General features: G+C 66.9%; 29 protein-coding genes. 26 read left to right on the top strand and 3 right to left on the bottom strand.

The window, feature by feature from the left end:
* Positions 1–24: 24 nt before the first annotated feature.
* The 8 genes from kdsA to truD all read left to right on the top strand — a co-directional run bounded on the left by kdsA (position 25) and on the right by truD (position 5,530).
* Positions 25–855 carry a 3-deoxy-8-phosphooctulonate synthase gene (gene kdsA / locus G370_RS0100805; protein WP_019658884.1) on the top strand — a complete coding sequence of 277 codons (831 nt, stop codon included), beginning with the start codon at positions 25–27 and terminating at the stop codon, positions 853–855.
* Positions 852–1,199 (top strand): hypothetical protein, encoded by a 348-nt coding sequence (locus tag G370_RS0100800; protein WP_019658883.1) that lies wholly within the window; start codon positions 852–854, stop codon positions 1,197–1,199. Before kdsA ends, G370_RS0100800 begins: the two co-directional genes overlap by 4 nt.
* Positions 1,199–1,528: a hypothetical protein gene (locus G370_RS0100795; RefSeq protein WP_019658882.1), complete on the top strand. Its 330-nt coding sequence runs from the start codon at positions 1,199–1,201 to the stop codon at positions 1,526–1,528. The genes G370_RS0100800 and G370_RS0100795 overlap by 1 nt, the downstream gene beginning before the upstream one ends.
* Before the next feature lie 96 nt (positions 1,529–1,624).
* Positions 1,625–2,917, top strand: a complete 1,293-nt coding sequence (eno, locus tag G370_RS0100790) for a phosphopyruvate hydratase (RefSeq protein WP_014036739.1) — start codon at positions 1,625–1,627, stop codon at positions 2,915–2,917.
* A gap of 4 nt (positions 2,918–2,921) precedes the next feature.
* The gene (gene ftsB / locus G370_RS0100785) at positions 2,922–3,275 is read left to right on the top strand and encodes a cell division protein FtsB (protein ID WP_019658881.1); all 354 of its coding nucleotides are present in this window, start codon (positions 2,922–2,924) and stop codon (positions 3,273–3,275) included.
* Positions 3,272–3,970 (top strand): 2-C-methyl-D-erythritol 4-phosphate cytidylyltransferase, encoded by a 699-nt coding sequence (gene ispD / locus G370_RS0100780; protein WP_019658880.1) that lies wholly within the window; start codon positions 3,272–3,274, stop codon positions 3,968–3,970. The genes ftsB and ispD overlap by 4 nt, the downstream gene beginning before the upstream one ends.
* Positions 3,971–4,004: 34 nt before the next feature.
* Positions 4,005–4,502, top strand: a complete 498-nt coding sequence (gene ispF, locus G370_RS0100775) for a 2-C-methyl-D-erythritol 2,4-cyclodiphosphate synthase (RefSeq protein ID WP_005409005.1) — start codon at positions 4,005–4,007, stop codon at positions 4,500–4,502.
* Positions 4,499–5,530: a tRNA pseudouridine(13) synthase TruD gene (gene truD, locus G370_RS0100770; RefSeq protein ID WP_019658879.1), complete on the top strand. Its 1,032-nt coding sequence runs from the start codon at positions 4,499–4,501 to the stop codon at positions 5,528–5,530. Before ispF ends, truD begins: the two co-directional genes overlap by 4 nt.
* A gap of 123 nt (positions 5,531–5,653) precedes the next feature.
* Here the strand turns inward: truD and G370_RS0100765 are convergent, their stop codons facing one another.
* On the bottom strand, positions 5,654–6,193 hold the full coding sequence (locus tag G370_RS0100765; RefSeq protein WP_019658878.1) for a Smr/MutS family protein: 540 nt from the start codon (positions 6,191–6,193) through the stop codon (positions 5,654–5,656).
* Positions 6,194–6,402: 209 nt separating this feature from the next.
* Between G370_RS0100765 and surE the strand changes: the two genes are divergently transcribed.
* The 5 genes from surE (at position 6,403) to G370_RS0100740 (ending at position 9,928) form a co-directional block, all read left to right on the top strand.
* Positions 6,403–7,182, top strand: a complete 780-nt coding sequence (gene surE / locus G370_RS0100760) for a 5'/3'-nucleotidase SurE (protein ID WP_019658877.1) — start codon at positions 6,403–6,405, stop codon at positions 7,180–7,182.
* The gene (locus G370_RS0100755) at positions 7,179–7,856 is read left to right on the top strand and encodes a protein-L-isoaspartate(D-aspartate) O-methyltransferase (protein ID WP_010485977.1); all 678 of its coding nucleotides are present in this window, start codon (positions 7,179–7,181) and stop codon (positions 7,854–7,856) included. The genes surE and G370_RS0100755 overlap by 4 nt, the downstream gene beginning before the upstream one ends.
* A gap of 18 nt (positions 7,857–7,874) precedes the next feature.
* Complete coding sequence (locus tag G370_RS0100750; protein WP_019658876.1) at positions 7,875–8,489, top strand: YqaA family protein; 615 nt, start codon at positions 7,875–7,877, stop codon at positions 8,487–8,489.
* Positions 8,486–9,268 carry a peptidoglycan DD-metalloendopeptidase family protein gene (locus G370_RS0100745; protein ID WP_019658875.1) on the top strand — a complete coding sequence of 261 codons (783 nt, stop codon included), beginning with the start codon at positions 8,486–8,488 and terminating at the stop codon, positions 9,266–9,268. The genes G370_RS0100750 and G370_RS0100745 overlap by 4 nt, the downstream gene beginning before the upstream one ends.
* A 171-nt stretch (positions 9,269–9,439) precedes the next feature.
* The gene (locus G370_RS0100740; RefSeq protein WP_019658874.1) at positions 9,440–9,928 is read left to right on the top strand and encodes a hypothetical protein; all 489 of its coding nucleotides are present in this window, start codon (positions 9,440–9,442) and stop codon (positions 9,926–9,928) included.
* A gap of 28 nt (positions 9,929–9,956) precedes the next feature.
* Here G370_RS0100740 and G370_RS0100735 read toward each other — a convergent pair whose 3' ends face one another.
* Entirely contained in the window at positions 9,957–10,331 is a 375-nt protein-coding gene (locus tag G370_RS0100735) for an Mth938-like domain-containing protein (protein WP_019658873.1), read from the bottom strand.
* 13 nt (positions 10,332–10,344) lie between these two features.
* Positions 10,345–10,650: a ribosome assembly RNA-binding protein YhbY gene (yhbY, locus tag G370_RS0100730; protein ID WP_019658872.1), complete on the bottom strand. Its 306-nt coding sequence runs from the start codon at positions 10,648–10,650 to the stop codon at positions 10,345–10,347.
* 65 nt (positions 10,651–10,715) lie between these two features.
* Here yhbY and rlmE point away from each other — a divergent pair, with 65 nt between their 5' ends.
* The 13 genes from rlmE to alaS all read left to right on the top strand — a co-directional run bounded on the left by rlmE (position 10,716) and on the right by alaS (position 25,558).
* Positions 10,716–11,348, top strand: coding sequence for a 23S rRNA (uridine(2552)-2'-O)-methyltransferase RlmE (gene rlmE / locus G370_RS0100725; protein WP_005409014.1), 633 nt, complete (start codon positions 10,716–10,718; stop codon positions 11,346–11,348).
* A 69-nt stretch (positions 11,349–11,417) separates the two neighbouring features.
* Positions 11,418–13,352 (top strand): ATP-dependent zinc metalloprotease FtsH, encoded by a 1,935-nt coding sequence (ftsH, locus tag G370_RS0100720; RefSeq protein ID WP_019658871.1) that lies wholly within the window; start codon positions 11,418–11,420, stop codon positions 13,350–13,352.
* Between the two features lie 101 nt (positions 13,353–13,453).
* On the top strand, positions 13,454–13,639 hold the full coding sequence (locus tag G370_RS0100715) for a hypothetical protein (RefSeq protein WP_019658870.1): 186 nt from the start codon (positions 13,454–13,456) through the stop codon (positions 13,637–13,639).
* 594 nt (positions 13,640–14,233) lie between these two features.
* A complete protein-coding gene (gene folP, locus G370_RS0100710) occupies positions 14,234–15,130 on the top strand; it encodes a dihydropteroate synthase (protein WP_019658869.1) in 897 nt (298 codons plus the stop codon).
* On the top strand, positions 15,130–16,083 hold the full coding sequence (gene miaA / locus G370_RS0100705) for a tRNA (adenosine(37)-N6)-dimethylallyltransferase MiaA (protein WP_019658868.1): 954 nt from the start codon (positions 15,130–15,132) through the stop codon (positions 16,081–16,083). Before folP ends, miaA begins: the two co-directional genes overlap by 1 nt.
* A 96-nt stretch (positions 16,084–16,179) precedes the next feature.
* Complete coding sequence (gene hfq, locus G370_RS0100700; RefSeq protein WP_004152891.1) at positions 16,180–16,455, top strand: RNA chaperone Hfq; 276 nt, start codon at positions 16,180–16,182, stop codon at positions 16,453–16,455.
* A gap of 14 nt (positions 16,456–16,469) precedes the next feature.
* Entirely contained in the window at positions 16,470–17,780 is a 1,311-nt protein-coding gene (hflX, locus tag G370_RS0100695; RefSeq protein WP_005412934.1) for a ribosome rescue GTPase HflX, read from the top strand.
* A 119-nt stretch (positions 17,781–17,899) separates the two neighbouring features.
* Positions 17,900–18,394, top strand: coding sequence for a CinA family protein (locus tag G370_RS0100690; RefSeq protein WP_005409020.1), 495 nt, complete (start codon positions 17,900–17,902; stop codon positions 18,392–18,394).
* A 34-nt stretch (positions 18,395–18,428) separates the two neighbouring features.
* Positions 18,429–20,111 (top strand): 2-polyprenylphenol 6-hydroxylase, encoded by a 1,683-nt coding sequence (gene ubiB, locus G370_RS0100685; RefSeq protein ID WP_026346905.1) that lies wholly within the window; start codon positions 18,429–18,431, stop codon positions 20,109–20,111.
* A gap of 209 nt (positions 20,112–20,320) precedes the next feature.
* Positions 20,321–20,956, top strand: a complete 636-nt coding sequence (gene lexA, locus G370_RS0100680) for a transcriptional repressor LexA (RefSeq protein ID WP_005412936.1) — start codon at positions 20,321–20,323, stop codon at positions 20,954–20,956.
* Between the two features lie 204 nt (positions 20,957–21,160).
* Positions 21,161–22,198: a recombinase RecA gene (gene recA, locus G370_RS0100675; protein ID WP_026346904.1), complete on the top strand. Its 1,038-nt coding sequence runs from the start codon at positions 21,161–21,163 to the stop codon at positions 22,196–22,198.
* Positions 22,199–22,308: 110 nt separating this feature from the next.
* On the top strand, positions 22,309–22,800 hold the full coding sequence (gene recX, locus G370_RS0100670) for a recombination regulator RecX (RefSeq protein ID WP_019658864.1): 492 nt from the start codon (positions 22,309–22,311) through the stop codon (positions 22,798–22,800).
* 109 nt (positions 22,801–22,909) lie between these two features.
* Positions 22,910–25,558: an alanine--tRNA ligase gene (gene alaS, locus G370_RS0100665; protein ID WP_019658863.1), complete on the top strand. Its 2,649-nt coding sequence runs from the start codon at positions 22,910–22,912 to the stop codon at positions 25,556–25,558.
* The last annotated feature ends 41 nt before the right edge of the window (positions 25,559–25,599 follow it).

Below are 25,599 nucleotides of genomic sequence, written 5' to 3'. Positions count from 1 at the left end.
TGCTGCGGACAACAAGGAAACGCCATGAAACTGTGTGGATTCGAGGTCGGGCTGGACCAGCCCCTGTTCCTGATCGCCGGCCCCTGCGTGATCGAGTCGATGCAGCTGCAGCTCGATACCGCCGGCAAGCTGAAGGAGATCACCGGCAAGCTCGGCGTCAACTTCATCTTCAAGTCCAGCTTCGACAAGGCCAACCGCACCTCGGGCACCGCCTTCCGCGGCCCGGGCATGGAGGAGGGCCTGAAGGTCCTGGCCGAGGTCAGGAAGCAGATCGGCGTGCCGGTGCTCACCGACGTCCATGAGTACACCCCGATGGACGAAGTGGCCTCGGTGGTGGACGTGCTGCAGACCCCGGCGTTCCTGGTCCGCCAGACCGACTTCATCCGCAAGGTGTGCTCGGCCGGCAAGCCGGTCAACATCAAGAAGGGCCAGTTCCTGGCGCCTTGGGACATGAAGCCGGTCGTGGAGAAGGCCAAGGCCACCGGCAACGAGCAGATCATGGTCTGCGAGCGTGGTGCCAGCTTCGGCTACAACAATCTGGTCAGCGACATGCGTTCGCTGGCGGTGATGCGCGAGACCGGTTGCCCGGTGGTGTTCGACGCTACCCATTCGGTGCAGCTGCCGGGCGGGCAGGGCACCAGTTCCGGTGGCCAGCGTGAGCACGTGCCGGTGCTGGCCCGTGCCGCCGTGGCGGTAGGCATCTCCGGCCTGTTCGCCGAGACCCATCCGGACCCGTCCAAGGCCCTCTCCGATGGCCCCAATGCGTGGCCGCTGGACCAGATGGAAGCCCTGCTCGAGACCCTGATGGAACTGGACGCGGTGACCAAGAAGCACGGCTTCTCGCGCTTCGCGTGAGTCGTGACCCGTGGCTGGCGCTGGAAATCCAGCGCCGCCGCCGGCACTGGAAACAGTGGCCCTGGGGCCTGATCGCACTGGGCCTGGCCGTGCTGTTCACCGTGGGCATGTTCGGTCTGGCGCTGATCGGCGCCGCGTCAGTGCGCCCACCAGGTGATGGCGGCAGCGCGCTCAATCTGCGCGTGTACTTCATTGCGCTGCTGGTTGCAGAGCTGGTCGGCGCCGTGGGATGCGTCGCTGCCGCCGTACTGGCCTGGCGCCTGAACCGTGGCAAGGTGACCGCCGGGTTGGCGATCATCCTGCTGTCGCTGTGGCTTGGCGCCCTGTTCTACGGACTGTTCTGATGAATGCGACCCTGGCAACCCGTGATCGGCCCTGGGGCCTGATCGCGCTGGCGCTGGCTGTTCTTGCCTGGGCCGGCCTGGTGGCAGCTGTATTCGCCTTCGCCGCCAGTTTCGGTTCGCCCGGGGATGGCAGCCATGGCATGCAGGCCATGCAGTACTGGATCTGGGCTGCACTGGCCATGCTCGTGCTGTCCTTCGTTGGCAGCCTGGTGGCGATGGTGATGGCCTGGCGTTGCCGCCGCGGCGGCGTAGTGGCGGCCATTGCTGGTGGCCTGCTGGTGGTGATGGTGTCGTTGATCCTGATGGTGATCGGGGCCACTCTGGCCTGACGGCGCCCACGCCATTTGGCAAGTGGCGGGCAGCCGGGGATAATCACGCGGCATTCGTTTTGTCGCCCCCTCTCCATACAGGTAACCGGCCCGACCATGAGTACGATCCGCAGCATCCACGCCCGTGAAATCCTCGACAGCCGTGGCAACCCCACGCTGGAAGCCGAAGTCATCCTGGAGGACGGTTCGTTCGGTCGTGCCGCGGTTCCCTCCGGCGCCTCGACCGGCACCAAGGAAGCGGTCGAGCTGCGTGATGGCGACAAGACCCGTTACCTGGGCAAGGGCGTGCGCAAGGCCGTCGACAACGTCAACACCACCATCGCCAACGCGCTGAAGGGTTTTGAAGCCACCGACCAGGCCGGCCTCGACCGTCGCCTGATCGATCTTGATGGCACCGAGAACAAGGGCCGCCTGGGCGCCAACGCGCTGCTGGGTGTTTCGATGGCCGCCGCGCACGCCGCCGCTGCATCGAACAAGCAGGCACTGTGGCAGTACCTGGCCGCCAAGACCGGCGTTACCCCGTCGCTGCCGGTGCCGATGATGAACATCATCAACGGCGGTGCGCATGCCGACAACAACGTGGACTTCCAGGAGTTCATGGTGCTGCCGGTCGGCTTCACCTCGTTCTCCGAAGCGCTGCGCGCCGGCACCGAAATCTTCCATTCGCTGAAGTCGGTGCTGAAGGGCCACGGCCTGAGCACGGCGGTGGGCGACGAAGGCGGTTTCGCGCCGGACTTCCGCAGCAACGTCGAAGCGCTGGACACCATCCTCGAAGCGATCGGCAAGGCCGGCTACACCGCCGGTGAAGACGTGCTGCTGGGCCTGGACGTGGCGTCAAGCGAATTCTTCGAGAACGGCAAGTACAACCTGGTCGGCGAGAACAAGCGCCTGACTTCCGAGCAGTTCGTCGACTTCCTCGCTGACTGGGCCGCGCAGTACCCGATCATCACGATTGAAGATGGCCTGGCCGAGAACGATTGGGCGGGTTGGAAGCTGCTGACCGACCGCATCGGCAAGAAGGTGCAGCTGGTCGGCGACGACCTGTTCGTGACCAACCCGAAGATCTTCCAGGAAGGCATCGACTCGGGCACCGCCAACGCGATCCTGATCAAGGTCAACCAGATCGGCACGCTAAGCGAAACCCTGGAAGCGATCGCCATGGCTGATCGTGCCGGCTACGCCGCCGTGGTTTCGCACCGCTCGGGTGAAACCGAAGACACCACCATCGCTGACATCGCCGTGGCTACCACCGCCACCCAGATCAAGACCGGCTCGCTGTGCCGCAGCGATCGCGTGGCCAAGTACAACCAGCTGCTGCGCATCGAGGAAGCCCTCGGCGCCGGCGCGCGTTACGCCGGTCGTGACGCGTTCGTTTCGCTGAAGCGCTGAGCCGATGCGCGACTGGCGCTGGATGCTGCTGGTGCTGGCCCTGTTGCTGGGCTGGCTGCAGTACCGCTTCTGGTTCGGTCCGGGCAATTCGGGTGAAGTGATGATGCTCGAAGCCCAGGTCGCCAACCAGGAGCGGGACAACGAGGGCCTGCAGCAGCGCAACGACGCGCTGGCCGCCGAAGTGAAGGACCTCAAGGAAGGCCAGTCCGCCATCGAGGAGCGCGCGCGCAGCGAGCTGGGCATGATCAAGCCTGGCGAGAAGTTCTACCGTGTGGTCGAGGATGCGCCGGTCCAACCGGCGCAACCTGCGGCAGGTGTCAGCGCCCAGGTCGGCGATCATCCGGCGGACGTGCCATGAGTGGGGCGATCTGGGTGGTGGTTCCGGCCGCCGGCCGTGGCGCCCGCTTCGGCGCGCCGCTGCCTAAACAGTACCTGCAGGCCGGCGGGCAGATCCTGCTCGCCCATACCCTGGACGCGCTGCTGGCGCACCCGGCCGTGGCCGGCGCAATGGTGGTGATCGGACAGGACGACGGTGACTGGCCTGGCTGGAGTGAATGGGCCGGCAAGCCGGTGCTGACCTGCATCGGCGGCGCGACCCGTGCCGCCTCGGTGCTGGCCGGGCTGCAGGCCCTGCCGGACTCGGTGCGTGCCGATGAGTTCGTGCTGGTCCATGATGCGGCCCGGCCCAACCTGTCGCTGGCCGACCTTGGCCGCCTGCTTGAAGTCGGTCGTGCCGACCCGGTCGGGGCGATCCTGGCCGCACCGGTGCGCGACACCCTCAAGCGCGCGGGCGATGACGGTGGCATCGATGGCACCGAGCCGCGCGAGCGCCTGTGGCGTGCATTGACGCCGCAGCTGTTCCGCCGCCACCAGCTCAGCCGCGCGCTGTCCGAAGCCGCTGCCGCCGGTGTCGAAGTCACCGACGAGGCCATGGCCATGGAGCGCCAGGGCCAGCGCCCGCTGCTGGTGGAAGGCAGCGAGGACAACTTCAAGGTAACCACTCCGGCCGATCTCGACCGGTTCGAATTCGTACTTTCCCGCCGCGCCGGCTGATTGCCCGCGCGGCCCTGCTGCAAGGGTTGCATCCATGAGCACCGCACCGTTCCCGCCCGTCCGCATCGGCCAGGGCTACGACGTCCATGCCTTCGGTGAGGGCGATCACATCATGCTCGGTGGGGTGAACGTGCCGCACAGCTGCGGCGTGCTCGCGCACAGCGACGGCGACGTGATCCTGCATGCCCTGTGCGACGCGATGCTCGGTGCGCTGGCGCTGGGTGACATCGGCCAGCACTTCCCGCCGAGTGATGACCGCTGGAAGGGCGCTGACAGCAGCGATTTCGTCCGCCATTGCGACAGCCTGCTGCGCGAGCGTGGCTGGCGCGTCGGCAACACCGACATCACCGTGATCTGCGAGCGTCCGAAGGTCGGTCCGCATGCGCTGGCCATGCGTGAGCGCATCGGCGGCCTGCTGCAGCTGCCGCTGGATGCGGTCAGCGTCAAGGCCACCACCTCGGAGAAGCTGGGCTTTACCGGCCGTGGAGAAGGCATCGCCGCACAGGCGGTGGTGCTGCTGGTGGCGGCATGATCCCGCTGCCGCTTGCGTTTGGTGCGCCGTTGCTGTCGGCGCGCATCCGCACCACGCCGGAGGATTTCCAGGTCGACGAGTTGCCGGCGTTCGAGGCCACTGGCGAGGGCGAGCACCTGCTGCTGCACATCCGCAAGCGCGGTGCCAACACCGTGCATGTGGCCAAGCTGCTGGCCAAGTGGGCCGGCCTGCCGGAAATGGCGGTGAGCTACGCCGGCATGAAGGACCGCCATGCGGTCACCACCCAGCGCTTCAGCGTGCACCTGCCCAAGCGCATTGCACCGGATCTGGCCGAGCTGGCCAGTGATGAGATCGAAGTGCTCGAAGCCACCTGGCACAACCGCAAGCTGCAGCGCGGCGCCTTGGCCGGCAACCGCTTCAAGCTGGTGCTGCGCCAGGTGCGGGGCGATGCTGCAGCGATCAGTGAGCGTTTGCAGCAGATTGCCAGCCGGGGCCTGCCGAACTGGTTCGGTGAGCAGCGCTTCGGCCGCGACGGCGGCAACGTGCCGGCCGCATTGGCGATGTTCGGGGGCCGCCGCATGCGCAAGGACCAGCGTTCGCTGCTGTTGTCTGCCGCCCGTTCGGCGCTGTTCAACCGCGTGCTGGCCGCGCGCGTGGAGCAGGGCAGCTGGGATCAGCCACTGGAGGGCGAAGTGTGGATGCTGGACGGCAGTCGCAGCGTGTTCGGCCCCGAGCCGTACACCGACGTGCTGGCCGAGCGCCTCGCGCGGTTCGACATCCATCCCAGCGCACCGTTGTGGGGCGAAGGCGAGCTGCGCAGCGCCGACGCTGCACGTGAGCTGGAGCTGGCCGCGCTGGACGACGAGGAATCGAAGGCGCTGCGCGCTGGCCTGGAAGACGCACGGTTGAAACAGGAGCGCCGCGCGCTGCGCCTGCGCCCGGCGCTGCTGCAGCATCAGTGGCTGGCCGATGACGTGCTGGAACTCTCGTTCGCGCTGCCGCCGGGCTGCTACGCCACCGCTGTACTGCACGAGCTGGGCCCGGTCGAAGACGCCTCGCAGGCCTGAGCAGGGCGCACGGTAGAGTCGACTGTCAGTCGACTTGCGCGCGCAGCGCGGGGTATTCGCTTGCCCCTGGAAGAGCAGTCGACTGACAGTCGACTCTACCTGGACTCATGGCGTCCCCTTTTTTCAGCGCCGCGCCAGCAGCACCAGTACCGCGCCGGTCCCGCCTTGCCCGGCCGGCGCTGAATGGAACGCCAGCACGTCGTTGCGCAGCCGCAGCAGGCGGTCAACCAGGTTCTTCAGCACCGGCGCACCGCCATCGGCTTGCAGGCCCTTGCCGTGGATGATGCGCACGCAGCCATATTCGTGTGCATGCGCTTCAAGCAGGAACTGGCGCAGCAGCGTCTCCGCCTGTGCGGCGGTGGCGCCGTGCAGGTCCAGCTCGTCCTGCACCGAGTACTGGCCACGCTTGAGGCGCTGGAACAGGCGTGGTGGCAGGTTGTCGCGTCGATAGCTGGCCACATCGCCGGCTTCCAGCGGGGTGCTGTCGCGCAGCAGCCGGGCGAACTCGCCGGCGGCGTCGGCCTCGTCACGTTCGGCCATCCGCGCACGCGGCTTCGGTCGCGGCGCGGCAGGTGCCGGCTCGGCATCCTTGCGCAGCGGCGTCACTTCGCCGATGGCCGCACGGAACAGCGCGGCGGGATCTTCGTCTTCAGGGTGCGACATGCGCACAGGGTAAACCGCCGGCGCAGGTCTGCCTATGACGGTTCGATGTCGGCCGTGACCGCCGGCAGGGTAGGACCGGCGGCTCGCATGCGGCACAATAGACGATGCGCTTGCAGGGTCGACGGCTTCCGCAGGGGAGCGCGGCGGTCCCGCCCACACTGCACGGTGACGGAATCGAATTCTTGGAAAATCAAGCGGTTAAATCGAAGATGCGAATCCTGGTCAGCAATGACGATGGTGTCGACGCTGCAGGCATCCGGATGCTTGCCTCGGTCCTGCGCGAGGCTGGGCACGAGGTTACGGTGGTCGCACCCGACCGCGATCGCTCCGGCGCCAGCAACTCGCTGACGCTGGATCTGCCGATACGGCTCAAGCGCATCGACCATTACACCGTCTCGGTGGCCGGCACCCCGACCGACTGCGTGCACCTGGCGCTGACCGGCCTGCTTGAATTCGAGCCCGACATTGTCGTGTCCGGCATCAACAACGTCGCCAACCTCGGTGATGACGTGATCTATTCCGGCACTGTTTCGGCGGCGATGGAAGGTCGCTTCCTGGGCCTGCCCGCCGTGGCGGTGTCGCTGGTCAGCCGCAACCACGATCCGAAGCACTACGAAACCGCTGCGCGCGCCGCGGTCGAGATCGTTGCACGGCTCAAGGCCGACCCGCTGCCGGCCGACACCATCCTCAACGTCAACGTGCCGGACCTGCCGTGGAGCGAGGTCAAGGGCTTCGAGGTCACGCGCCTCGGCAACCGCCATCGTGCCGAAGGCTGCATCGCGCAGAAGGATCCACGCGGCAACGAGGTGTACTGGATCGGCCCGGCCGGCCGCGAGCAGGACTCCGGCCCGGGTACCGATTTCCACGCCGTGCGCACCGGCCACATCTCGATCACGCCGATCCAGGTCGACCTCACCCGCTACCAGGCGCTGGAGAAGGTGGCCAGCTGGGTCGGCGGCCTCAGCGCAGCCCTGGACCAGCCGGCATGAGCCCACGCCTGCGCCTGCAACCGGAAGCTGTGGGTATCGGCATGACCTCGCAGCGCGTGCGTGACCGTCTGGTCGACCGCCTGCGCGAAGCCGGCATCGTCGACGAGCCGACCTTGAACGCGATCCGGGTGGTGCCGCGCCATCTGTTCATCGACGAAGCGCTGGCCTCGCGTGCCTACGAGGATACCGCGCTGCCCATCGGCCACGGCCAGACCATCTCGCAGCCCTGGGTGGTAGCGCGGATGACCGAAGCGGTCCTCCAGGTCGCGCCCAAGCGCGTGCTGGAAGTGGGCACCGGTTCCGGGTACCAGGCCGCCATCCTCGGTGCGCTGGGCCTGGAGGTCTACACCGTGGAGCGCATCGGCGACCTGCTGCGCCAGGCGCGCAAGCGCTTCCGTGCGCTGGGCATGAACATCCGCACCAAGCATGACGACGGTCGCGTCGGCTGGGCCGAGCACGGTCCCTTCGATGCCATCGTGGTCACTGCGGCGGCGCCGGCACTGGTCGACGCGCTGATCGAGCAGCTGGCCGAGGGCGGCCGGCTGGTGGCGCCGGTCGGTGGTCCCGGGGCGCAGTCGCTGGTGCAGCTGGACCGCAAGGCCGACGGCAGCATCGAACAACACGTGCTGGCGCCGGTCACCTTCGTGCCGCTGCTGTCTGGCATGCTCGACTAATCCACGGAGCAGGGTTGCATGAAGATTTTCGGGCCGCTGTACGAGCGGGCGATGAAGTGGGCGGCGCACGAACGCGCGCCGACCTACCTGACGGTGTTGAGTTTCTTCGAAGCGATCATTTTCCCGGTGATGCCGGAGGTGATGCTGGCGCCGATGTGCGTGGCCCAGCCCAAGCGCGGCTGGTGGTTCGCCACCCTCAGCCTGGCCGGCTCGATGCTCGGCGCGCTGGTTGGCTATGCACTGGGTCACTACGCCTTCGAGGCGATCAAGCCGCTGTTCGAAGCGCTGGGCATGCTGCCGGCGATCGAGCAGGGCATCACCACCGTGCAGGCGAAGATGGCCGAGTCGCCCTGGGCGGTGTTCACCTTCCTGGTGCTGGGCGGATTCATGCCCATCCCGATGAAGGTCTTCACGTGGGCATCGGGTATCGTCGGCGTACCCATGCCGCAGTACCTGCTGAGCATGCTGATCGGTCGCGGCAAGCGCGTGTTCGTGCTGGCCGCGGTCATCCGTATCGGTGGTGCGCGTGCCGAAGCCGCACTGCGTCGCTGGATTGAACCGCTGGGCTGGATCGCCACCGTGCTGGTGGTGGTGCTGATCGCCTGGCTTGTATGGAGGTCGAAGTTCGCATGAATCCTGATCGTCTGAGCAAGGGAGTGCGCATCGGCGCGCTGGCGTTGCTGGTTTCCACACTGGCCGCCTGCGGTACCGCCACCGTGGTCCGCCCGGGCGGCGGCAACGCTGGCGGCGTGAGCACGCCGAAGACCTCGGTACCCAAGCCCGGGCAGACCGTGGTGGTGCGCAAGGGCGACACCATCTATGCGCTGGCCCGCATCCATGACATCACCCCGGCCGACCTGATTGCCTGGAATCGTCTGGACAACCCGTCGACCATCTACCCCGGCCAGGTGATCCGCCTGTATCCGCAGGGGGCCACCAGCGGCCGTGCGCCGACCACGGTGGTCACCCCGCCGCGTTCGGCTGGCAGCAGTGGCGGCAGCACCGCGCCGGCCCCGGCGCCGGTCGGGCCGGTGAAGAGCAACATCGCCTGGCGCTGGCCAGCCGATGGCGCGATCGTCGGCCGCTACGTGGCCGGTGACGCGACCAAGCAGGGCGTCGACATCGCCGGTACCAGCGGCCAGCCGGTCAAGGCAACCGCCAACGGTGTGGTGGTGTACTCCGGTGCCGGCCTGGTCGGCTACGGCGAACTGATCATCATCAAGCACAGCGACCAGTGGCTGTCGGCCTATGGCCACAACCGCAAGCGCCTGGTGAATGAAGGGCAGAGCGTGAAAGCCGGCGAGCAGATCGCCGAAATGGGCCGCACCGGTGCGAACCGCGACATGGTCCACTTCGAGATTCGCTACAACGGCAAGCCGGTCGATCCGCAGCAGTACCTGCCGGCACGTTGACGCGGTTGGAACAGGGAGTGCCGGGCCATGCCTGGCGTTCCTGACCTGTAGAGCCGTGCTCGACTCAGCGACTGCGGAGCGGTCGTTTGCGATCCTGTGTGCCGCTGGCTCACCTTCACGGCGGACCGGATACCCGGCATTCTTGAGCGGTCCCAGTCGACCCGGTACCCCATGCTGCGTCCTGCTTCCGTTCTCGCCTTGCTGATCGCCGCGCCGCTGGTCACCGCGGCCAGCGATCCGCGCGACGTGGTCACCCGTCTTTACGCCGTAGTCCAGGCGCCGGCTTCAGATGAAGCGGCCATCCCGCCGTCGCTGGGCGATGCCCTGCGCTCGGCGGTCGATGCGCAGCATGCTTACGAGCGGGCCTGCACCGCGCTGGCCGCGCACGACGAGAAGCCACACATGCTCGACCAGAGCCTGTATCTGCTGGCGCCGGACCGACCGGACACGGTCGCGGTGGGAATGCCCGAATCGAGGGGTGACGCGACCTGGATCCGCGTCGACATGGCAGTGGGCGACTATCGATGGACCGACCGGGTCCTGCTGCAGCGGCAGGACCGGGACTGGAAGGTCATGGATATCCGCTGGGGGCAGGGCGGCCACCTGATCGGCCGGCTCCAGGAGTTCTCGGCATTCCGCTGCGCGCCTTCAGGCCGCTAGGGGCCGGAGGCACCGGTGACTCGAGAACTCAGCCTTCCAGAATGAAAGCAGCCGCGACCTTGCGGCCTTCGCCGGCCAGGATGTTGAACGTACGCGCGGCGGCTGGATTGTTCATCACTTCCAGGCCGATGCCGCGTGACAGGCAGGCGGCCATCACCGCCGCCGGCGGGAACACCTGACGGTCACCCGTGCCGAGCACGATCAGCGCAGGGTTCAGCGCCAGGATCGGATCCAGGTCAGCCAGCTGCAGCGCAGTGGCGCTCACCGCCGGCCATTGCGTGACCAGCTGGTCCGGGGTCAGGAAGAAACTGCTGCCCAGCAGCTGGTCATTGACCTTGGCCGAGCGGCCATCGGCGGCGCGCAGGCTGTAGGCGTAGTCCGGCGGTTCGTGGTTCAGCTGCATGGCAGTAGGCCGATCAGCCGCGCGGCAGCACGATCTGGCGCTGTTCCCTGCTCGGGCGGTACAGCACGGCGACGTGGCCGATGCGCTGCACCAGCGCGCTTTCGGTGGCTTCGACGATCTCGCCGATCATCACGTCACGGGCCTCGCGGTCTTCGGCAGCGACCTTCACCTTGACCAGCTCGTGGCGCTCCAGCACTTCGTTCAGCTCAGCAATGAAGGCCGGGGTCACACCCTTGCCGCCGGTCTGCAGCAGGGCCTTCAGGTCGTGGGCTTGGCCGCGCAGGAAACGGGTCTGGGAGGCGGTCAGGGCGATGGACATGCAGGAAAAGACGGTTGAATGGGGCGATCAGGGTATCATGAGGACCCCATCAGCCCCTATTTTCAATGGCTACCCGCAGCAAAAGCAGCCAGCGCTGGCTCAAGGAACACTTCTCCGACCCCTTCGTGAAGAAGGCCCAGGCCGAAGGCATGCGCTCGCGTGCCGCCTACAAGCTCGAAGAGCTGCTGGAACGTGACCGGTTGCTGAAGCCGCACATGGTGGTGGTCGACCTCGGCGCGGCCCCGGGCGGCTGGTCTCAACAGGTGCGGAGACAGATCGGCGATACCGGCCGGGTGCTGGCCCTGGATATCCTGGACATGCCGCCGCTGGCCGGCGTGGAGTTCCTTCATGGTGACTTCAGGGAAGAAGCCGTCCTATCGCAGTTTGAAGCCATGCTCGGGGATCAGCCGGTAGACCTTGTGCTGTCGGACATGGCCCCCAATAAGAGTGGTGTGGGCGCGGTCGACCAGCCGCGGATGATGCACCTGGCGGAGCTGGCCCTGGATTTTGCCGACAACCACCTCAAGACCGGTGGGGCGTTCCTGATCAAGCTGTTCCAGGGTGAAGGCTTTGACGACTACGTGCGCGACATGCGCCGCCGGTACGACAAGGTCTCCATCCGCAAGCCGGAAGCCTCGCGCAAGCGCTCTCCCGAGGTGTATGCCTTGGGTCAGGGAAAACGCGCCCACATGAAGTAAGCTCGCAATGTACGCAAGTTCGACCCCCACGCAACGCCAGCACTGAGAGGAACACCGGAGCCAATGAGGATGAACGACTTGACCAAGAACCTCCTGCTATGGGTGGTCGTCGCCGTCGTGCTGATGGTGGTCTTCCAGAGCTTCTCGCCGAAGTCCTCCGGAGCCGGCGCGCAGGGCGCGTCGTACTCGCAGTTCCTGGACCAGGTGGACAGCGGCAACGTGCAGAAGGTCGCCTTCGGCGGCGACATGCGCGGCGGCACCAGCCAGCTGACCTACACCACCCGCGGCGGGCAGACATCCACCATCACCGCACCGTTCGATCGCGACCTGATCAACGTGCTGCGCACCAAGAACGTGGAGATCGTGCAGGAGGAGCCGTCCAGCGGCATTTCCCTCGGCGCGATCCTGATGAATTTCCTGCCGGTCATCCTGATCATCGGCTTCTGGTTGTTCATCATGCGCCAGATGCAGGGCGGCGGTGGCGGTGCCAAGGGCGCGATGTCCTTCGGCAAGTCGCGCGCCAAGCTGCAGGGCGAGGACCAGATCAAGGTCACCTTCGCCGACGTCGCCGGCTGCGACGAGGCCAAGGAAGAAGTGGGCGAGCTGGTCGACTTCCTGCGCGACCCGTCCAAGTTCACCAAGCTGGGCGGCAAGATTCCGCGCGGCGTGCTGATGGTGGGCCCGCCGGGTACCGGCAAGACGCTGCTGGCCAAGGCCATTGCCGGCGAAGCCAAGGTGCCGTTCTTCTCGATCTCCGGTTCGGACTTCGTGGAAATGTTCGTCGGCGTCGGCGCCAGCCGCGTGCGCGACATGTTCGAGCAGGCCAAGAAGCATGCCCCGTGCATCATCTTCATCGATGAAATCGACGCTGTCGGCCGCCACCGTGGCGCCGGCCTGGGCGGCGGCCACGACGAGCGCGAGCAGACCCTGAACCAGCTGCTGGTCGAGATGGACGGTTTTGAAGGCGGCGAAGGCGTGATCGTGATCGCCGCGACCAACCGTCCGGACGTGCTGGACCCGGCGCTGCTGCGCCCGGGCCGTTTCGACCGCCAGGTCGTGGTCGGCCTGCCGGACGTGAAGGGCCGCGAGCACATCCTGAAGGTCCACATGCGCAAGCTGCCGCTGGCCGACGACGTCGAGCCGATGGTGATCGCGCGCGGTACCCCGGGCTTCTCCGGCGCCGACCTGGCCAACCTCTGCAACGAGGCCGCCTTGTTCGCTGCGCGTGGCAACGAGAAGGAAGTCCGCATGGACCACTTCGACCGTGCCCGCGACAAGATCCTGATGGGCGCCGAGCGCCGCTCGATGGCCATGAGCGAAGAGGAGAAGACCCTCACCGCCTACCACGAAGCCGGTCACGCCATTGTCGGCCGTCTGGTACCCGAGCATGATCCGGTCTACAAGGTCACGATCATTCCGCGTGGCCGTGCGCTGGGTGTGACCATGTACCTGCCGGAAGGCGACAAGTACTCGATGAACCGCGTCGCGATCCAGTCGCAGCTGTGCTCGCTGTACGGCGGCCGCGTCGCCGAAGAGCTGATTTTCGGCGAGGACAAGGTCACCACCGGTGCCTCCAACGACATCGAGCGTGCCACCAAGATGGCCCGCAACATGGTCACCAAGTGGGGCCTGTCCGAGCAGCTCGGTCCGATCGCCTATGGCGAAGAGGACGATGAGGTGTTCCTGGGCCGGTCGGTTACCCAGCACAAGAGCGTGTCCAACGACACGGCGCGCCGTATCGACGAGGAAGTGCGCAATATCCTCGACAAGGCCTACGCCCGTACTACCCAGCTGCTGACCGAGAACATCGACAAGCTGCACGCGATGTCCCAGCTGCTGCTGCAGTACGAGACCATCGACGCGCCGCAGATAGACGCGATCATGGAAAGCCGTGATCCGCCGCCACCGGCGGGCTGGAGCAAGTCGAACAAGGACGGTGGCAACGACAAGGGCGGCGACGCCCGTCCGCTGCCGCCGATCGCGGGCCCGGCCGAATCGCACTGACGGCCCGCTGCAGGTGCACCAGACGAGGCCGGGGCAACCCGGCTTCGTCGTTTCCGGGCCACTGGCCCATCCCGAAGATCCGATCTGACGCTGGAGCCCGCATGTCCGCCCCGAAGCCCGAACCGATTTCCCACACCGCCGAAATGGTCATCGCCACCGTGGTCGGCGTGGGTGTGGGCCTTGGGGCCGACAACCTGCTGCTGGGCTGCGTGGTGGGTATCGGTGTCGGCATTGTGCTGAGCATTGCCAGGACCCTGTACGTGGACCGCAAGCGCCGCCGCCACTGAGGAGGGGCGGCAGGGCTGCGCCCTGCACCCGTGGTAGTGCCGGCCGCTGGCCGGCAACCTCAACAGCAACAGCAACAGCGGGCTTTCCGTAGGATGGCGGGGCGGTGTCGGAGTGCGGGGACGCTGCAAGTACGTCCCTGTAAGCTTGGCAGCCGCATCCATGCGGCTGACACCCCGCCCTCCGACACCGCCCCACCTCTGACAGATTCCTGCTGCTGTTGGTAGGTGTCGACCTTGGTCGACACGTAGATCCACGCCATGCGTGGATGAATCTCCATCTAAATCGAACATCTCGATATCCGGGAGATCTGAGCCGAGCATGGCTCGGCTCTACAGAAAACAAGGCCCGACAGATCGTGGAAATCTGTCGAAGGCGGGGTGGGTCCGGTTGCGGGGGCGTGAGCCGCATGGATGCGGCGACCGAGCTTACATGGACGTACTTGCAGCGGCCCCCGCAACCGGACCCACCCCGCCTATCCTCAGGAAACCAGCCTCTGCTGTTGCTTGGGCTTTTGCTGTGGCCGTTGCCTCTGCGGGTGCAGGGCGCCGCCCTGCCGAACTAAACTACCTGCCGTTGTCCCAGCAGGATTGCCCATGTTCGATACCTCGCCCCAGCTCGATTGCGCCGGCCGCATCCTGCGCCTCGACCGTGCCCGGGTCATGGGCATCGTCAACGTCACCCCGGACTCGTTCTCCGATGGCGGCGCGCACGACACCACCGAGGCCGCGGTCGCACATGGCCTCAAGCTGGTCGAGGAGGGCGCGGATCTTCTTGATATTGGCGGCGAATCGACCCGCCCGGGCGCCGCGCCGGTCTCGATTGAAGAAGAGCTGCGCCGGGTGATTCCGGTGATCGAGCAGCTGGCTGCCCGTACCCAGGTGCCGATCAGCATCGATACCTTCAAGCCGGAGGTGATGCGCGCGGCCGTAGCCGCCGGCGCCGGCATGATCAACGACATCTACGGCCTGCGTCAGGAAGGGGCGCTGGACGCCGCCGCTGGAGCCGGCGTGCCGGTGGTGCTGATGCACATGCAGGGTGAGCCGGGCCACATGCAGGCCGATCCGCAATACGACGACGTGGTCGCCGAGGTGCACGGTTTCCTGGTGCAGCGCCTGTTCGCTGCCGAAATGGCTGGCATCGCAAAGAAGAACCTGCTGATCGATCTCGGTTTCGGTTTCGGCAAGACCACCGCCCACAACATGACCCTGCTGGCGCGCTCGGAACACTTCCTGGAACTGGGCGTGCCGATGCTGGCCGGCCTGTCGCGCAAGCGCAGCCTGGGCGAGCTGACCGGCCGCGACGCGGCGTCCGAGCGGGTGGCGGCTTCGGTGGCTGCGCACCTGATCGCGGTGCAGCGTGGCGCACGCATCGTGCGCGTGCATGACGTGGCCGCCACCGTCGATGCGCTGAAGATCTGGCAGGCCGTCGAGGCCGTGCCAACGCCGCGCGCCGACGCCACGCCGACGATCCGCTGGCCGGACGAAGACTGATGGACATCGACCGGCGGCCACTGGCGATCGCCGTGATGGGGCCGACCGCCAGTGGCAAGACCGCCACCGCGATCGCCCTTGCGAAGCAGCTGGATGGCGAGATCGTCAGCGTCGATTCGGCGCTGGTCTATCGGCATCTGGATATCGGCTCGGCCAAGCCGGATGCGGCCGAGCGGGCGCAGGCGCCGCACCATCTGCTGGACCTGCGCGATCCGTGGCAGACCTATTCGGCGGCCGAGTTCGCCGCCGATGCCGGCCGCGTCGTGGCCGACATCGTGGCACGCGGCAAAACGCCGATCCTGGCAGGTGGCACGGGGCTGTACTTCCGGGCCCTGCTGCAGGGCCTGTCGCCGATGCCGGAGGCCGACCCGGTGATGCGCGAAGCACTCAGCACCGAGGCGGCCGAGCGGGGCTGGGCGGCACTGCACGCCGAGCTGGCCAAGGCCGACCCGGCCGCCGCCGCACGTATCCATGCCACCGACCCGCAACGCATCCAGCGGGCGCTGGAGGTCTATCGCCTCACCGGCACGCCGATCAGTGAATGGCAGCGCCGGCCGGGCGTCGCGCCGTTGCCGGTGCGCACCCTCAAGCTGATCCTCGCCCCGCGTGACCGCGCGGTACTGCACCAGCGCATCGAGGCGCGCTTCGACGCCATGCTGGCGCAGGGCTTCCTGGACGAGGTGCGGGCATTGCGTGCAATGCCGGAAATGACCGCCGTGGCGGCGCCGCTGGACCTGCCCGCGGTGCGCGCGGTTGGCTATCGCCAGGCCTGGGAATACCTGGACGGGGAGGGCGATGCTGCCCGTTTCCGGGACAAGGCCATCTTCGCCACCCGGCAGCTGGCCAAGCGCCAGCTGACCTGGCTGCGCGGCGAGCTTGATGCGCGCTGGTTCGACCCCCATGTCGATGGGGAGCGCCTGGCCGGCGCGGTGTCGACCTTCGTCGCACGCTGAACCCCCGCCAGCCGTGTAACATCATCGGTCGGCGGGCGGCTCGGGGGCCGTGGCAACCGTCGGCAACCCAATAAGAACAATAATCAGGAGTGTGCAATGTCCAAGGGGCAATCGCTGCAGGATCCTTTCTTGAACGCACTTCGGCGCGAGCGCGTGCCGGTTTCGGTGTACCTGGTCAACGGCATCAAGCTGCAGGGCACGATCGAGTCGTTCGACCAGTTCGTGGTCCTGCTGCGCAACACGGTCAGTCAGATGGTCTACAAGCACGCCATTTCCACGGTCGTTCCGGCACGTAACGTGAAGGTCGGTCCGGGCGGTGGTTACGTGCAGTCCGGTGAAGGTGGTCAGGCAGGTGATGAAGCAGACGAGTAAGACCGGAGCGGTGAATGTTTGACCGCTCGAAAAAGGGCGAACACGCCCTGTTGATCCAGCCCCATTTCGGCAAGCTGGAAGACGATGTGCTGGAAGAATTCGGTGATCTGGCCCGCTCGGCTGGGGCCAGCATCGCCGCGACGATCACTGCGCGCCTGGACCGACCGAATCCGTCGACGCTGATCGGCAGCGGCAAGCTGGACGAGATCAAGGCTGCGGCCGACGCCAGCGGTGCCGACCTGATCCTGGTCAACCATGCGTTGAGCCCGGGCCAGGAGCGCAACCTGGAACGGTTCCTGGAGCGCCGGGTGATCGACCGTACCGGCCTGATCCTGGATATCTTCGCCCAGCGTGCGCACAGCCACGAGGGCAAGCTGCAGGTCGAGCTGGCGCAGCTGCGGCATCTGGCCACGCGGCTGGTGCGCGGCTGGACCCACCTGGAGCGCCAGCGCGGTGGTTCAATTGGCCTGCGCGGCCCGGGTGAAACCCAGCTGGAAACCGACCGCCGCCTGCTGCAGAAGCGGGTCGAGCAGTTGCAGAAGCGCCTGGAAAAGGTGGAAGTGCAGCGCACCCAGATGCGTCGTGCGCGTGTGCGCAGCGAGCTGCCCCGTGTGGCACTGGTGGGCTACACCAACGCCGGCAAGTCGACCCTGTTCAACGCCATGACCGGCGCCGAGGCCTATGCCGCCGACCAGCTGTTCGCCACGCTGGATCCGACCGTGCGCCGCATCGCGGTGCCGGGCGGCAACGTGGTGCTGGCCGACACCGTTGGCTTCGTCCGCGACCTGCCGCATGACCTGGTCGCTGCGTTCCGCTCGACCCTGTCCGAGGCGCGCGAGGCCGATTTCCTGCTGCACGTGGTCGATGCTGCCGACCCGCACCGCGAGGAGCGCATCGCCCAGGTAGACGAAGTGCTGACCGCAGTCGGTGCCGGCGATCTGCCGCAGCTGCTGGTGTTCAACAAGATCGACCGCATTGACGGCGCCGACGTGCGCCACGACGGCCAGGACGGTATCCCGGACGAATCGCGTCGCGAGCGGGTGTGGATTTCCGCGCGTGACGGTCAGGGCTTGGAGCTGTTGCAGGCGGTGCTGGGCAAGCGCCTGGGCCTGCAGCATGTCACCGGCGAACTGCGTCTTCCCCCGGATGCAGGCCGCCTGCGCGCGCGCCTGCACCAGCTGGAGGTGATCCGCAGCGAGCAGGCCGATGAGGATGGTTGGCTGCTGCAGGTCGACCTGCCGATCGCCGAAGCCGAAAAGCTGGCCGCCAGTGCCGATGGCGCCCCGATCCGCGCGCTGCTGCCGGAAAAACTGCCGGAGTGGTGAGGTAGCGACCGGTGCCCGGTAGTGCCGGCCGCTGGCCGGCAACGCAACCGTGCCGGAGGGGCGCGACATCCGCCTGTCATCTGCGGTACAACGTGGTTCTTCACCCCACCGTCATGCCGATGTCCATCCCCACCGACGCCGATCTCAATGCCCAGTCCGCCGCGCTCGGGCAGCGCCTGCAGCAGGCCTCGCTGCAGCTGGTGACCGCCGAAAGCTGCAGTGGTGGCTGGATCGCCAAGTGCATGACCGACATTGCCGGCTCGTCGGCGTTCTTCGACTGCGGCATGGTGGTCTACAGCTACGAAGCCAAGCAGCGCCTGCTCGGCGTGCGCGCGCAGACCCTGGAGCAGTTCGGTGCGGTCAGCCGCGAAACCGTGCTGGAAATGGTCTCCGGCGCGCTGGTCAATTCCGGTGCCGGCATCGCCGTGGCGGTGACCGGCATTGCCGGCCCCGGTGGCGGGAGCCCGGACAAGCCGGTCGGCAGTGTCTGGATTGGCTGGAAGCGCCGTGGCGGCTATGCCCGCGCCGAGCTGTTCCAGTTCGATGGCGACCGCGAAGCCATCCGCCGGCAAACCGTGGCGGCGGCATTGCGCGGTATCGACGCCCAGCTGTGACATGCTGCTCCGGTAATCGTCCGGAGCACGCATGATGTGGGAGACGCTGGGTACTGTCCGTGACCTGGGCCGACTGCAGGAAATCGCCGTCGTCCTGATCCGCTATGGCTTCGGCGACGTGGTGCGGCGCATCGGCTTGGCCACCACGCTGGAGCGGGCAGGGCGCCTGCTGCACTGGAACGAGGACCGCCAGGAACTGCTGCGGATGACCGCGCCGGTGCGTGTGCGCAGCGCTATGCAGGATCTGGGTCCCACTTTCGTCAAGCTCGGGCAGGTGCTGGCGACGCGCGTTGACCTGCTGCCGCCGGAATGGATCGCTGAACTGTCCGAACTGCAGAACGCGGTGCCGGCGCTGCCGTACGCGGATATCCGCGAGCAGCTCGAAGCCGACCTTGGCGCCTCGCCGACGGAGGTGTTCGCCTTCCTCGATGAAACCCCGATGGCCGCCGCCTCGCTGGCGCAGGCCCATCGCGCCCGGCTCCACGATGGCCGTGAGGTGGTGCTGAAAATCCGGCGGCCCGGCATCCGCGATGTGGTCGAGGCCGATCTGCGGCTGCTGGCCCGCCTGGCCGAGATTGTCGAGGCGCGGCTGCCGGACCTGCGCCGCTATCGTCCGGCCGAGGTCGTGCAGCAGTTCACCGTGTCGCTGCGACGCGAACTGGATTTCGCCGCCGAATGCCGTAACGCCGAACGCATCGCGCGCAACTTCAGCGGCCGCGACGACATCCTGATTCCCAGCGTGCACTGGCAGTGGACCTGCGAAAGCCTGAACGTGCAGGACTTCGTCGACGGCATTCCCGGCCGTAACCTTGCCGGTGTCGATGCGGCCGGGCTGGACCGCCGCGAACTGGCCCGGCGCGGCGCCGGCATCGTGTTGAAGATGGTGTTGGAGGACGGCAGCTTCCACGCGGATCCACACCCAGGCAACATCATCTACCTGCGCGACGGCCGCATCGGCGTGATCGATTTCGGCATGGTCGGCGCGCTGTCCGAGGTGCGCCGCTTCCAGGTCGCGCAGCTGCTGCACGGGCTGGTCGAGCAGGACCCGCAGGGCGTGGCCGACGTGTTGCTGGACTGGGCCGGTGGCGTGGAAGTGGACGAGAACCGGTTGCAGCACGACATCAGCCAGTTCGTCGACCAGTACCGCGGCGTGCCGCTGAAGGACCTGCGTATCGGCCTGATGCTGGGCGATATCACCCAGCTGCTGCGCAGCTACAGTCTGACGTTGCCGGCCGATCTGGCGCTGATGATCAAGGCCTTCCTGACCCTGGAAGGCATGGGCCGCCAGCTCGACCCGGATTTCGACATGGCCAGTGCCGCGCGCCCGTTCCTGGAGCGGGTAGTGCTGCAGCGCTATGCGCCCAGGGCGCTGCTCAAGCGTGGCCGCCGCAGCCTGCTGGGGCTGGTCGACTTCGCCGGTGAGCTGCCGCGCGACCTGCGCAAGCTGGTGCAGGCGGCGCGCCGCGGACGACTGCAGCTGAAGGTCGAAACCACCGCGCTGCAGGGCTTCGGCGAACAGGTGAACCGTGCGGCAAACCGGCTGGTGGTAGGCGTGATCACGGCTGCCCTGATCATCGGCTCGTCGATCGTGATGCACAGCGTCGGCGGGGTTTCCAGCCGCTGGCTGCTGGCGCTGGGCGTGTGCGGCTTCATCGGCGCCGGCTTCTGTGGTGTGTGGATCCTGTTCTCCATATGGAGGAGCGGCAAGCACACATAGTGTGCTTGCCGCAGCGGTTCCCCATCGGAACCGTGGAATCGCTGCGCGATTCCTGTAGGGCCGACCGCTGGTCGGCTGCTCTTGCTTTTGCCTTTGCCGCCCGGCCATTGGCCCAACTGCCGAGCATGGCTCGGCACTACAGATCCCCATCACCTGTTTGTCGTACCCGGCACTTGCAGTTGTGTGCGTTAGTAGTAATACTACTAACCATGGACCTGACCGACACCCAGCAGGCGATCCTGCAGTTGATCGCCGAGCGTATCGAGAGCGAAGGCGCACCGCCCTCGCAGACTGAAATCGCACGTGCGTTCGGCTTCAAGGGCGTGCGCGCGGCCCAGTACCACCTGGAAGCCCTGGAGCAGGCCGGTGCGATCCGTCGCATCCCGGGCCAGGCGCGCGGCATCCGCCTGGTGCAGGCGCCGCCGGTCGAGAAGCTGGCCGAGCCGGGCCTGCCCGACAGTGTGCTGCGCCTGCCGGTGCTGGGCCGGGTTGCGGCCGGCCTCCCAATCGGCGCCGACATCGGCTCGGACGATTTCGTGGTGCTGGACCGGGTGTTCTTCTCGCCAGCGCCGGACTACCTGCTGAAGGTGCAGGGCGATTCGATGATCGACGAGGGCATCTTCGACGGTGACCTGATCGGTGTGCACCGCACCCGCGACGCCCATTCCGGGCAGATCGTGGTGGCGCGCATCGATGACGAGATCACGGTCAAGCTGCTGAAGATCGCCAAGGACCGCATCCGCCTGCTGCCGCGCAATCCCGATTACAAGCCGATCGAGGTGCTGCCGGACCAGGATTTCGCGATCGAGGGCCTCTATTGCGGCCTGCTGCGGCCCAACCGTTGACCCGTTCCATAGCGCATTACCCCGCGGTCTTTTGTGGCGATTCTCTGGTTCCACTGAGGTTGGTACGGATGTCCGATAATTCTTTTCAGAGCGCCGGGCAGAATCTCAGCCTGTGCGATACGTCCGACTTAAAGTGAACCCATGGCAAAGAAGACCCCCAAAGACAGCACCCCCAACGACATGACCTCTGCAAGGACCAATACGATGGACGAGAACAAGAAGCGCGCCTTGGCTGCTGCTCTGGGCCAGATCGAGAAGCAGTTCGGCAAGGGCTCGGTGATGCGCATGGGTGACCGCGTGGTCGAGCCCGTCGAAGCCATCCCGACCGGTTCGCTGATGCTCGACATCGCACTGGGCATTGGCGGTCTGCCGAAGGGCCGTGTCGTTGAGATCTACGGGCCGGAATCCTCGGGCAAGACCACCCTGACCCTGCAGGCCATCGCCGAGTGCCAGAAGATGGGCGGTACCGCAGCTTTCATCGACGCCGAGCACGCGCTTGACCCGATCTATGCCGCCAAGCTGGGCGTGAACGTGGACGACCTGCTGCTGTCGCAGCCGGATACCGGTGAGCAGGCGCTGGAAATCGCCGACATGCTGGTCCGTTCGGGCTCGGTCGACATCCTGGTGGTCGACTCGGTCGCCGCACTGACCCCGAAGGCCGAAATCGAAGGCGAGATGGGTGACCAGCTGCCGGGTCTGCAGGCCCGCCTGATGAGCCAGGCGCTGCGCAAGTTGACCGGCAACATCAAGCGCTCCAACACCCTGGTGATCTTCATCAACCAGCTGCGCATGAAGATCGGCGTGATGATGCCGGGCCAGAGCCCGGAAACCACCACGGGCGGCAACGCGCTGAAGTTCTATGCCTCGGTCCGCCTGGACATCCGCCGTATCGGCGCGATCAAGAAGGGTGACGAGATCATCGGCAACCAGACCAAGATCAAGGTGGTCAAGAACAAGCTGGCGCCTCCGTTCAAGCAGGTCATCACTGAGATCCTGTACGGCGAAGGCATCAGCCGCGAGGGCGAACTGATCGACATGGGCGTGGATGCCAAGCTGGTCGAAAAGGCCGGCGCCTGGTACAGCTACGGTGAAGAACGCATCGGCCAGGGCAAGGACAACGCCCGCGGCTACCTGCGCGACAACCCGACCGTCGCTGCAAAGCTCGAGGCAGAACTGCGCGAGAAGTTCCAGCCGGCCGAAGCGGCCCGCGAGGATGGTGACGACGAAGGCGACGACGAGTAAGGCTTGCTGTGGGGCAGGGCGGCGCCGTCAGTGACGTCGCCCTGTCCCGCAGGTTCGAATCGCCCATGGATGGGCTGGGTGCCACGGATGGCGCCACCCTTGGAGTACCCATGTCCGACGCCGAAGACATTCCGACCGGCCGCAAGCGCCGACCGCGTGAGCAGACTCCCGTGCAGCGGGCGCTGGGCCTTCTGGTCCGCCGCGAACACTCGCGCAAGGAACTCACCCGCAAGCTGACCGCCCGTGGCATTGAAGACGAAGCCGCGCAGGCCGCTGTCGCCAAGCTGACCGAGGCCGGCTGGCAGGACGACACCCGCTTCGCTGAGAACCTGGTGCGGATGCGCGCCAACACCGGCTATGGGCCGATCCATGTCCGCGCCGAGCTTGGCACCCACGGCCTGGACAGTGCCGCGATTGCCGTAGCAATGGACAGCTACGAAGGCGACTGGCAGGAAAATGCTCGCGATCTGGTCCGCAGGCGCTTTGGCGAGGCCGGCCCGCAGGACCTGGCGCAGCGGCGCAAGGCCGCCGATCTGCTGGCCCGACGGGGCTTCGACGGCGACAGCATCCGCCGCGCGACCCGCTACGACCCGGATGACTGAGACTGGCGGCGCCGGGCCTGATACCCTTTAGGTTTTCGGCGGTCCCTCGCGACCCTGGCCAACGCGGCCGGTGGTCCGGGTCCGCCGGCCCGCAGACTGCCAGCCCCCAATGAACGCATCCGCCAAATTCACGACTTCCCAGATCCGCAGCGATTTCCTTGAATTCTTCAAGGGCAAAGGCCACACCATCGTGCCGTCGGCGCCGCTGGTGCCGGGCAACGATCCGACCCTGCTGTTCACCAACTCCGGCATGGTGCAGTTCAAGGACGTGTTCCTCGGCGCGGAAAAGCGCAGCTACGTGCGCGCGGCCGATGTCCAGCGCTGCCTGCGCGCGGGCGGCAAGCACAACGATCTCGACCAGGTTGGCTACACCGCACGCCACCACACCTTCTTCGAGATGCTGGGTAACTGGTCGTTCGGCGATTACTTCAAGAAGGACGCGATCGCCTGGGCCTGGGAGCTGCTGACCCAGGTCTGGAAGCTGCCGGCCGAGCGCCTGCTGGTTACCGTGTACCAGACCGACGACGAAGCCTACGAACTGTGGCGTGACATGGTCGGTGTGCCGGAAGAGCGCATCGTGCGCATCGGCGACAACAAGGGCGCACCGTTCGCCTCGGACAACTTCTGGCAGATGGCCGACACCGGTCCGTGCGGCCCGTGCACCGAGATCTTCTATGACCACGGCGACCACATCGCCGGTGGCCCCCCGGGTTCGCCGGATGAAGACGGCGACCGCTTCATCGAAATCTGGAACCTGGTGTTCATGCAGTTCGACCGCCAGCCCGACGGCACCCTGGTGCCGCTGCCGGCGCCGTGCGTGGATACCGGCATGGGCCTGGAGCGACTGGCGGCGATCCTGCAGCACGTTCACACCAACTACGAGATCGACCTGTTCCAGGCGCTGATCCGCAAGGCCGCCGAGCTGACCGGCACCGCCGACCTGGAAAACAAGTCGCTGCGCGTGATCGCCGATCACATCCGCGCCTGTTCGTTCCTGATCGTCGATGGCGTGCTGCCGTCCAACGAAGGCCGTGGCTACGTGCTGCGCCGTATCATCCGCCGCGCCCTGCGCCACGGCTGGATGCTGGGCGTGCGGCAGCCGTTCTTCAGCAAGCTGGTGCCGACCCTGGTGGAGCAGATGGGCGAGGCCTATCCGGAACTGCCGGCGGCGGTGGACACCGTCACCCGTGCGCTGCAGGCCGAAGAAGAGCGTTTCGCCGAAACCCTCGATGCCGGCATGAAGATCTTCGAGGACGTGGCGGGCAAGGCCAGCAACGGCGTGATCCCGGGCGTTGACGCCTTCCGCCTTTACGACACCTACGGTTTCCCGCTCGACCTGACCCAGGACATCGCCCGCGAGCGCGACCTGACCGTCGACATCGCCGGCTTCGACGCCGCAATGGAGCAGCAGCGCGAGACCGCACGCGCAGCCGGCAAGTTCGGCGGCGGCGTGACCCTGCCGGCCGAGCTGGTGGCAACGCTCAGCCCGACCCTGTTCCTGGGCTATGACCGCCTGCAGGCCGACGGCCTGAGCGTGCTGGCCCTGCTCAAGGACGGCCGTCCGGTGCAGTCGGCCGATGCCGGTGATTCGGTCATCGTGATCACCAACCAGACCCCGTTCTACGCCGAATCCGGCGGCCAGGTCGGTGACACGGGCGTGCTTGCCGGCAACGGCGTGCGCCTGGTGGTGGAAGACACCCAGAAGTTCGCTGGCCAGTTCCATGGCCACGTCGGCACCCTGTCCGACGGCGGCCTGAAAGTGGGCGATGTGCTATCCGGCCAGGTCGATGGCGCGCGCCGCGGCGCCACCATACTCAACCACTCGGCAACGCACCTGCTGCATGCCGCCCTGCGCGAAGTGCTGGGCACCCACGTGCAGCAGAAGGGCTCGCTGGTCGCGCCGGACCGCCTACGTTTCGACTTCTCGCACTTCCAGCCGATCAGCGCGGAAGAACTGGCGCTGATCGAGCGCAAGGTCAACCAGCAGGTACGCGCAAACAACGCGGCCGAAGTCCACAACATGGGCATGCAGGAAGCGCTGGACTTCGGCGCGATGGCCCTGTTCGGCGAGAAGTACGGCGAGCACGTGCGCGTGCTGAAGATGGGTGACTACTCCACTGAGCTGTGCGGTGGTACCCACGTCAACCGTACCGGCGACATCGGCCTGTTCAAGATCACCTCCGAGGGCGGTGTCTCGGCCGGCGTGCGCCGTATCGAGGCGGTCACCGGCCAGGGCGCCCTGGATTACGTGGACGCCGAGGAGGCCCGCCTGGCCGAAGCCGCTGAACTGCTCGGCGGCAGCGCCGCCGACGTGGTCGAGAAGATCCGTGCCCTCGGCCAGCGCCAGAAGCAGCTGGAGCGCGAACTGGAGGCCGTGAAGGCCAAGGTCGCCGCCGGCGCCACGGCCGACCTGTCCGGCCAGGCCGTCGAGGTTGCCGGCGTGAAGGTGCTGGCCGCCCGCCTGGAGGGCTTCGATGCCAAGGCCCTGCGTGACGCCATGGACCGCCTGAAGCAGCAGCTGGGCGATGCGGTGATCGTGCTGGCCGGTGCCCAGGACGGCAAGGCTGCCCTGGTTGCGGGTGTGAACGGCAGTGCAATGGGCAAGGTCAAGGCCGGGGAACTGTTGTCCCATATCGCCAGTCAGATCGGGGGCAAGGGCGGCGGACGCCCGGACCTCGCCCAGGGTGGTGGCGAGGACGGGCCCGCCCTTGCCACTGCGCTGGCTGCAGTCGTCGAATGGGTCAGCCCCCGCCTGTGATGAACCTGGCCGTCCCCCTCCTTGTAGGAGCGGGACGGCTG

Source organism: Stenotrophomonas hibiscicola ATCC 19867 (assembly GCF_000382065.1).
GTDB classification, from domain to species: Bacteria; Pseudomonadota; Gammaproteobacteria; order Xanthomonadales; family Xanthomonadaceae; genus Stenotrophomonas; species Stenotrophomonas hibiscicola.
Note: the sequence above shows the minus strand (reverse complement) of the source record. Positions and strands in the feature narration are given on the sequence as shown.

Bases quoted from the DNA above. Each gene is read 5' to 3' on its own strand.
- kdsA (WP_019658884.1), top strand. From the start codon at position 25: ATGAAACTGTGTGGATTCGAGGTCGGGCTGGACCAGCCCCTGTTCCTG.
- G370_RS0100795 (WP_019658882.1), top strand. From the start codon at position 1,199: ATGAATGCGACCCTGGCAACCCGTGATCGGCCCTGGGGCCTGATCGCG.
- eno (WP_014036739.1), top strand. From the start codon at position 1,625: ATGAGTACGATCCGCAGCATCCACGCCCGTGAAATCCTCGACAGCCGT.
- ftsB (WP_019658881.1), top strand. From the start codon at position 2,922: ATGCGCGACTGGCGCTGGATGCTGCTGGTGCTGGCCCTGTTGCTGGGC.
- ispD (WP_019658880.1), top strand. From the start codon at position 3,272: ATGAGTGGGGCGATCTGGGTGGTGGTTCCGGCCGCCGGCCGTGGCGCC.
- ispF (WP_005409005.1), top strand. From the start codon at position 4,005: ATGAGCACCGCACCGTTCCCGCCCGTCCGCATCGGCCAGGGCTACGAC.
- truD (WP_019658879.1), top strand. From the start codon at position 4,499: ATGATCCCGCTGCCGCTTGCGTTTGGTGCGCCGTTGCTGTCGGCGCGC.
- G370_RS0100765 (WP_019658878.1), bottom strand. From the start codon at position 6,193: ATGTCGCACCCTGAAGACGAAGATCCCGCCGCGCTGTTCCGTGCGGCC.
- surE (WP_019658877.1), top strand. From the start codon at position 6,403: ATGCGAATCCTGGTCAGCAATGACGATGGTGTCGACGCTGCAGGCATC.
- G370_RS0100755 (WP_010485977.1), top strand. From the start codon at position 7,179: ATGAGCCCACGCCTGCGCCTGCAACCGGAAGCTGTGGGTATCGGCATG.
- G370_RS0100750 (WP_019658876.1), top strand. From the start codon at position 7,875: ATGAAGATTTTCGGGCCGCTGTACGAGCGGGCGATGAAGTGGGCGGCG.
- G370_RS0100745 (WP_019658875.1), top strand. From the start codon at position 8,486: ATGAATCCTGATCGTCTGAGCAAGGGAGTGCGCATCGGCGCGCTGGCG.
- G370_RS0100740 (WP_019658874.1), top strand. From the start codon at position 9,440: ATGCTGCGTCCTGCTTCCGTTCTCGCCTTGCTGATCGCCGCGCCGCTG.
- G370_RS0100735 (WP_019658873.1), bottom strand. From the start codon at position 10,331: ATGCAGCTGAACCACGAACCGCCGGACTACGCCTACAGCCTGCGCGCC.
- yhbY (WP_019658872.1), bottom strand. From the start codon at position 10,650: ATGTCCATCGCCCTGACCGCCTCCCAGACCCGTTTCCTGCGCGGCCAA.
- rlmE (WP_005409014.1), top strand. From the start codon at position 10,716: ATGGCTACCCGCAGCAAAAGCAGCCAGCGCTGGCTCAAGGAACACTTC.
- ftsH (WP_019658871.1), top strand. From the start codon at position 11,418: ATGAACGACTTGACCAAGAACCTCCTGCTATGGGTGGTCGTCGCCGTC.
- G370_RS0100715 (WP_019658870.1), top strand. From the start codon at position 13,454: ATGTCCGCCCCGAAGCCCGAACCGATTTCCCACACCGCCGAAATGGTC.
- folP (WP_019658869.1), top strand. From the start codon at position 14,234: ATGTTCGATACCTCGCCCCAGCTCGATTGCGCCGGCCGCATCCTGCGC.
- miaA (WP_019658868.1), top strand. From the start codon at position 15,130: ATGGACATCGACCGGCGGCCACTGGCGATCGCCGTGATGGGGCCGACC.
- hfq (WP_004152891.1), top strand. From the start codon at position 16,180: ATGTCCAAGGGGCAATCGCTGCAGGATCCTTTCTTGAACGCACTTCGG.
- hflX (WP_005412934.1), top strand. From the start codon at position 16,470: ATGTTTGACCGCTCGAAAAAGGGCGAACACGCCCTGTTGATCCAGCCC.
- G370_RS0100690 (WP_005409020.1), top strand. From the start codon at position 17,900: ATGTCCATCCCCACCGACGCCGATCTCAATGCCCAGTCCGCCGCGCTC.
- ubiB (WP_026346905.1), top strand. From the start codon at position 18,429: ATGTGGGAGACGCTGGGTACTGTCCGTGACCTGGGCCGACTGCAGGAA.
- lexA (WP_005412936.1), top strand. From the start codon at position 20,321: ATGGACCTGACCGACACCCAGCAGGCGATCCTGCAGTTGATCGCCGAG.
- recA (WP_026346904.1), top strand. From the start codon at position 21,161: ATGGACGAGAACAAGAAGCGCGCCTTGGCTGCTGCTCTGGGCCAGATC.
- recX (WP_019658864.1), top strand. From the start codon at position 22,309: ATGTCCGACGCCGAAGACATTCCGACCGGCCGCAAGCGCCGACCGCGT.
- alaS (WP_019658863.1), top strand. From the start codon at position 22,910: ATGAACGCATCCGCCAAATTCACGACTTCCCAGATCCGCAGCGATTTC.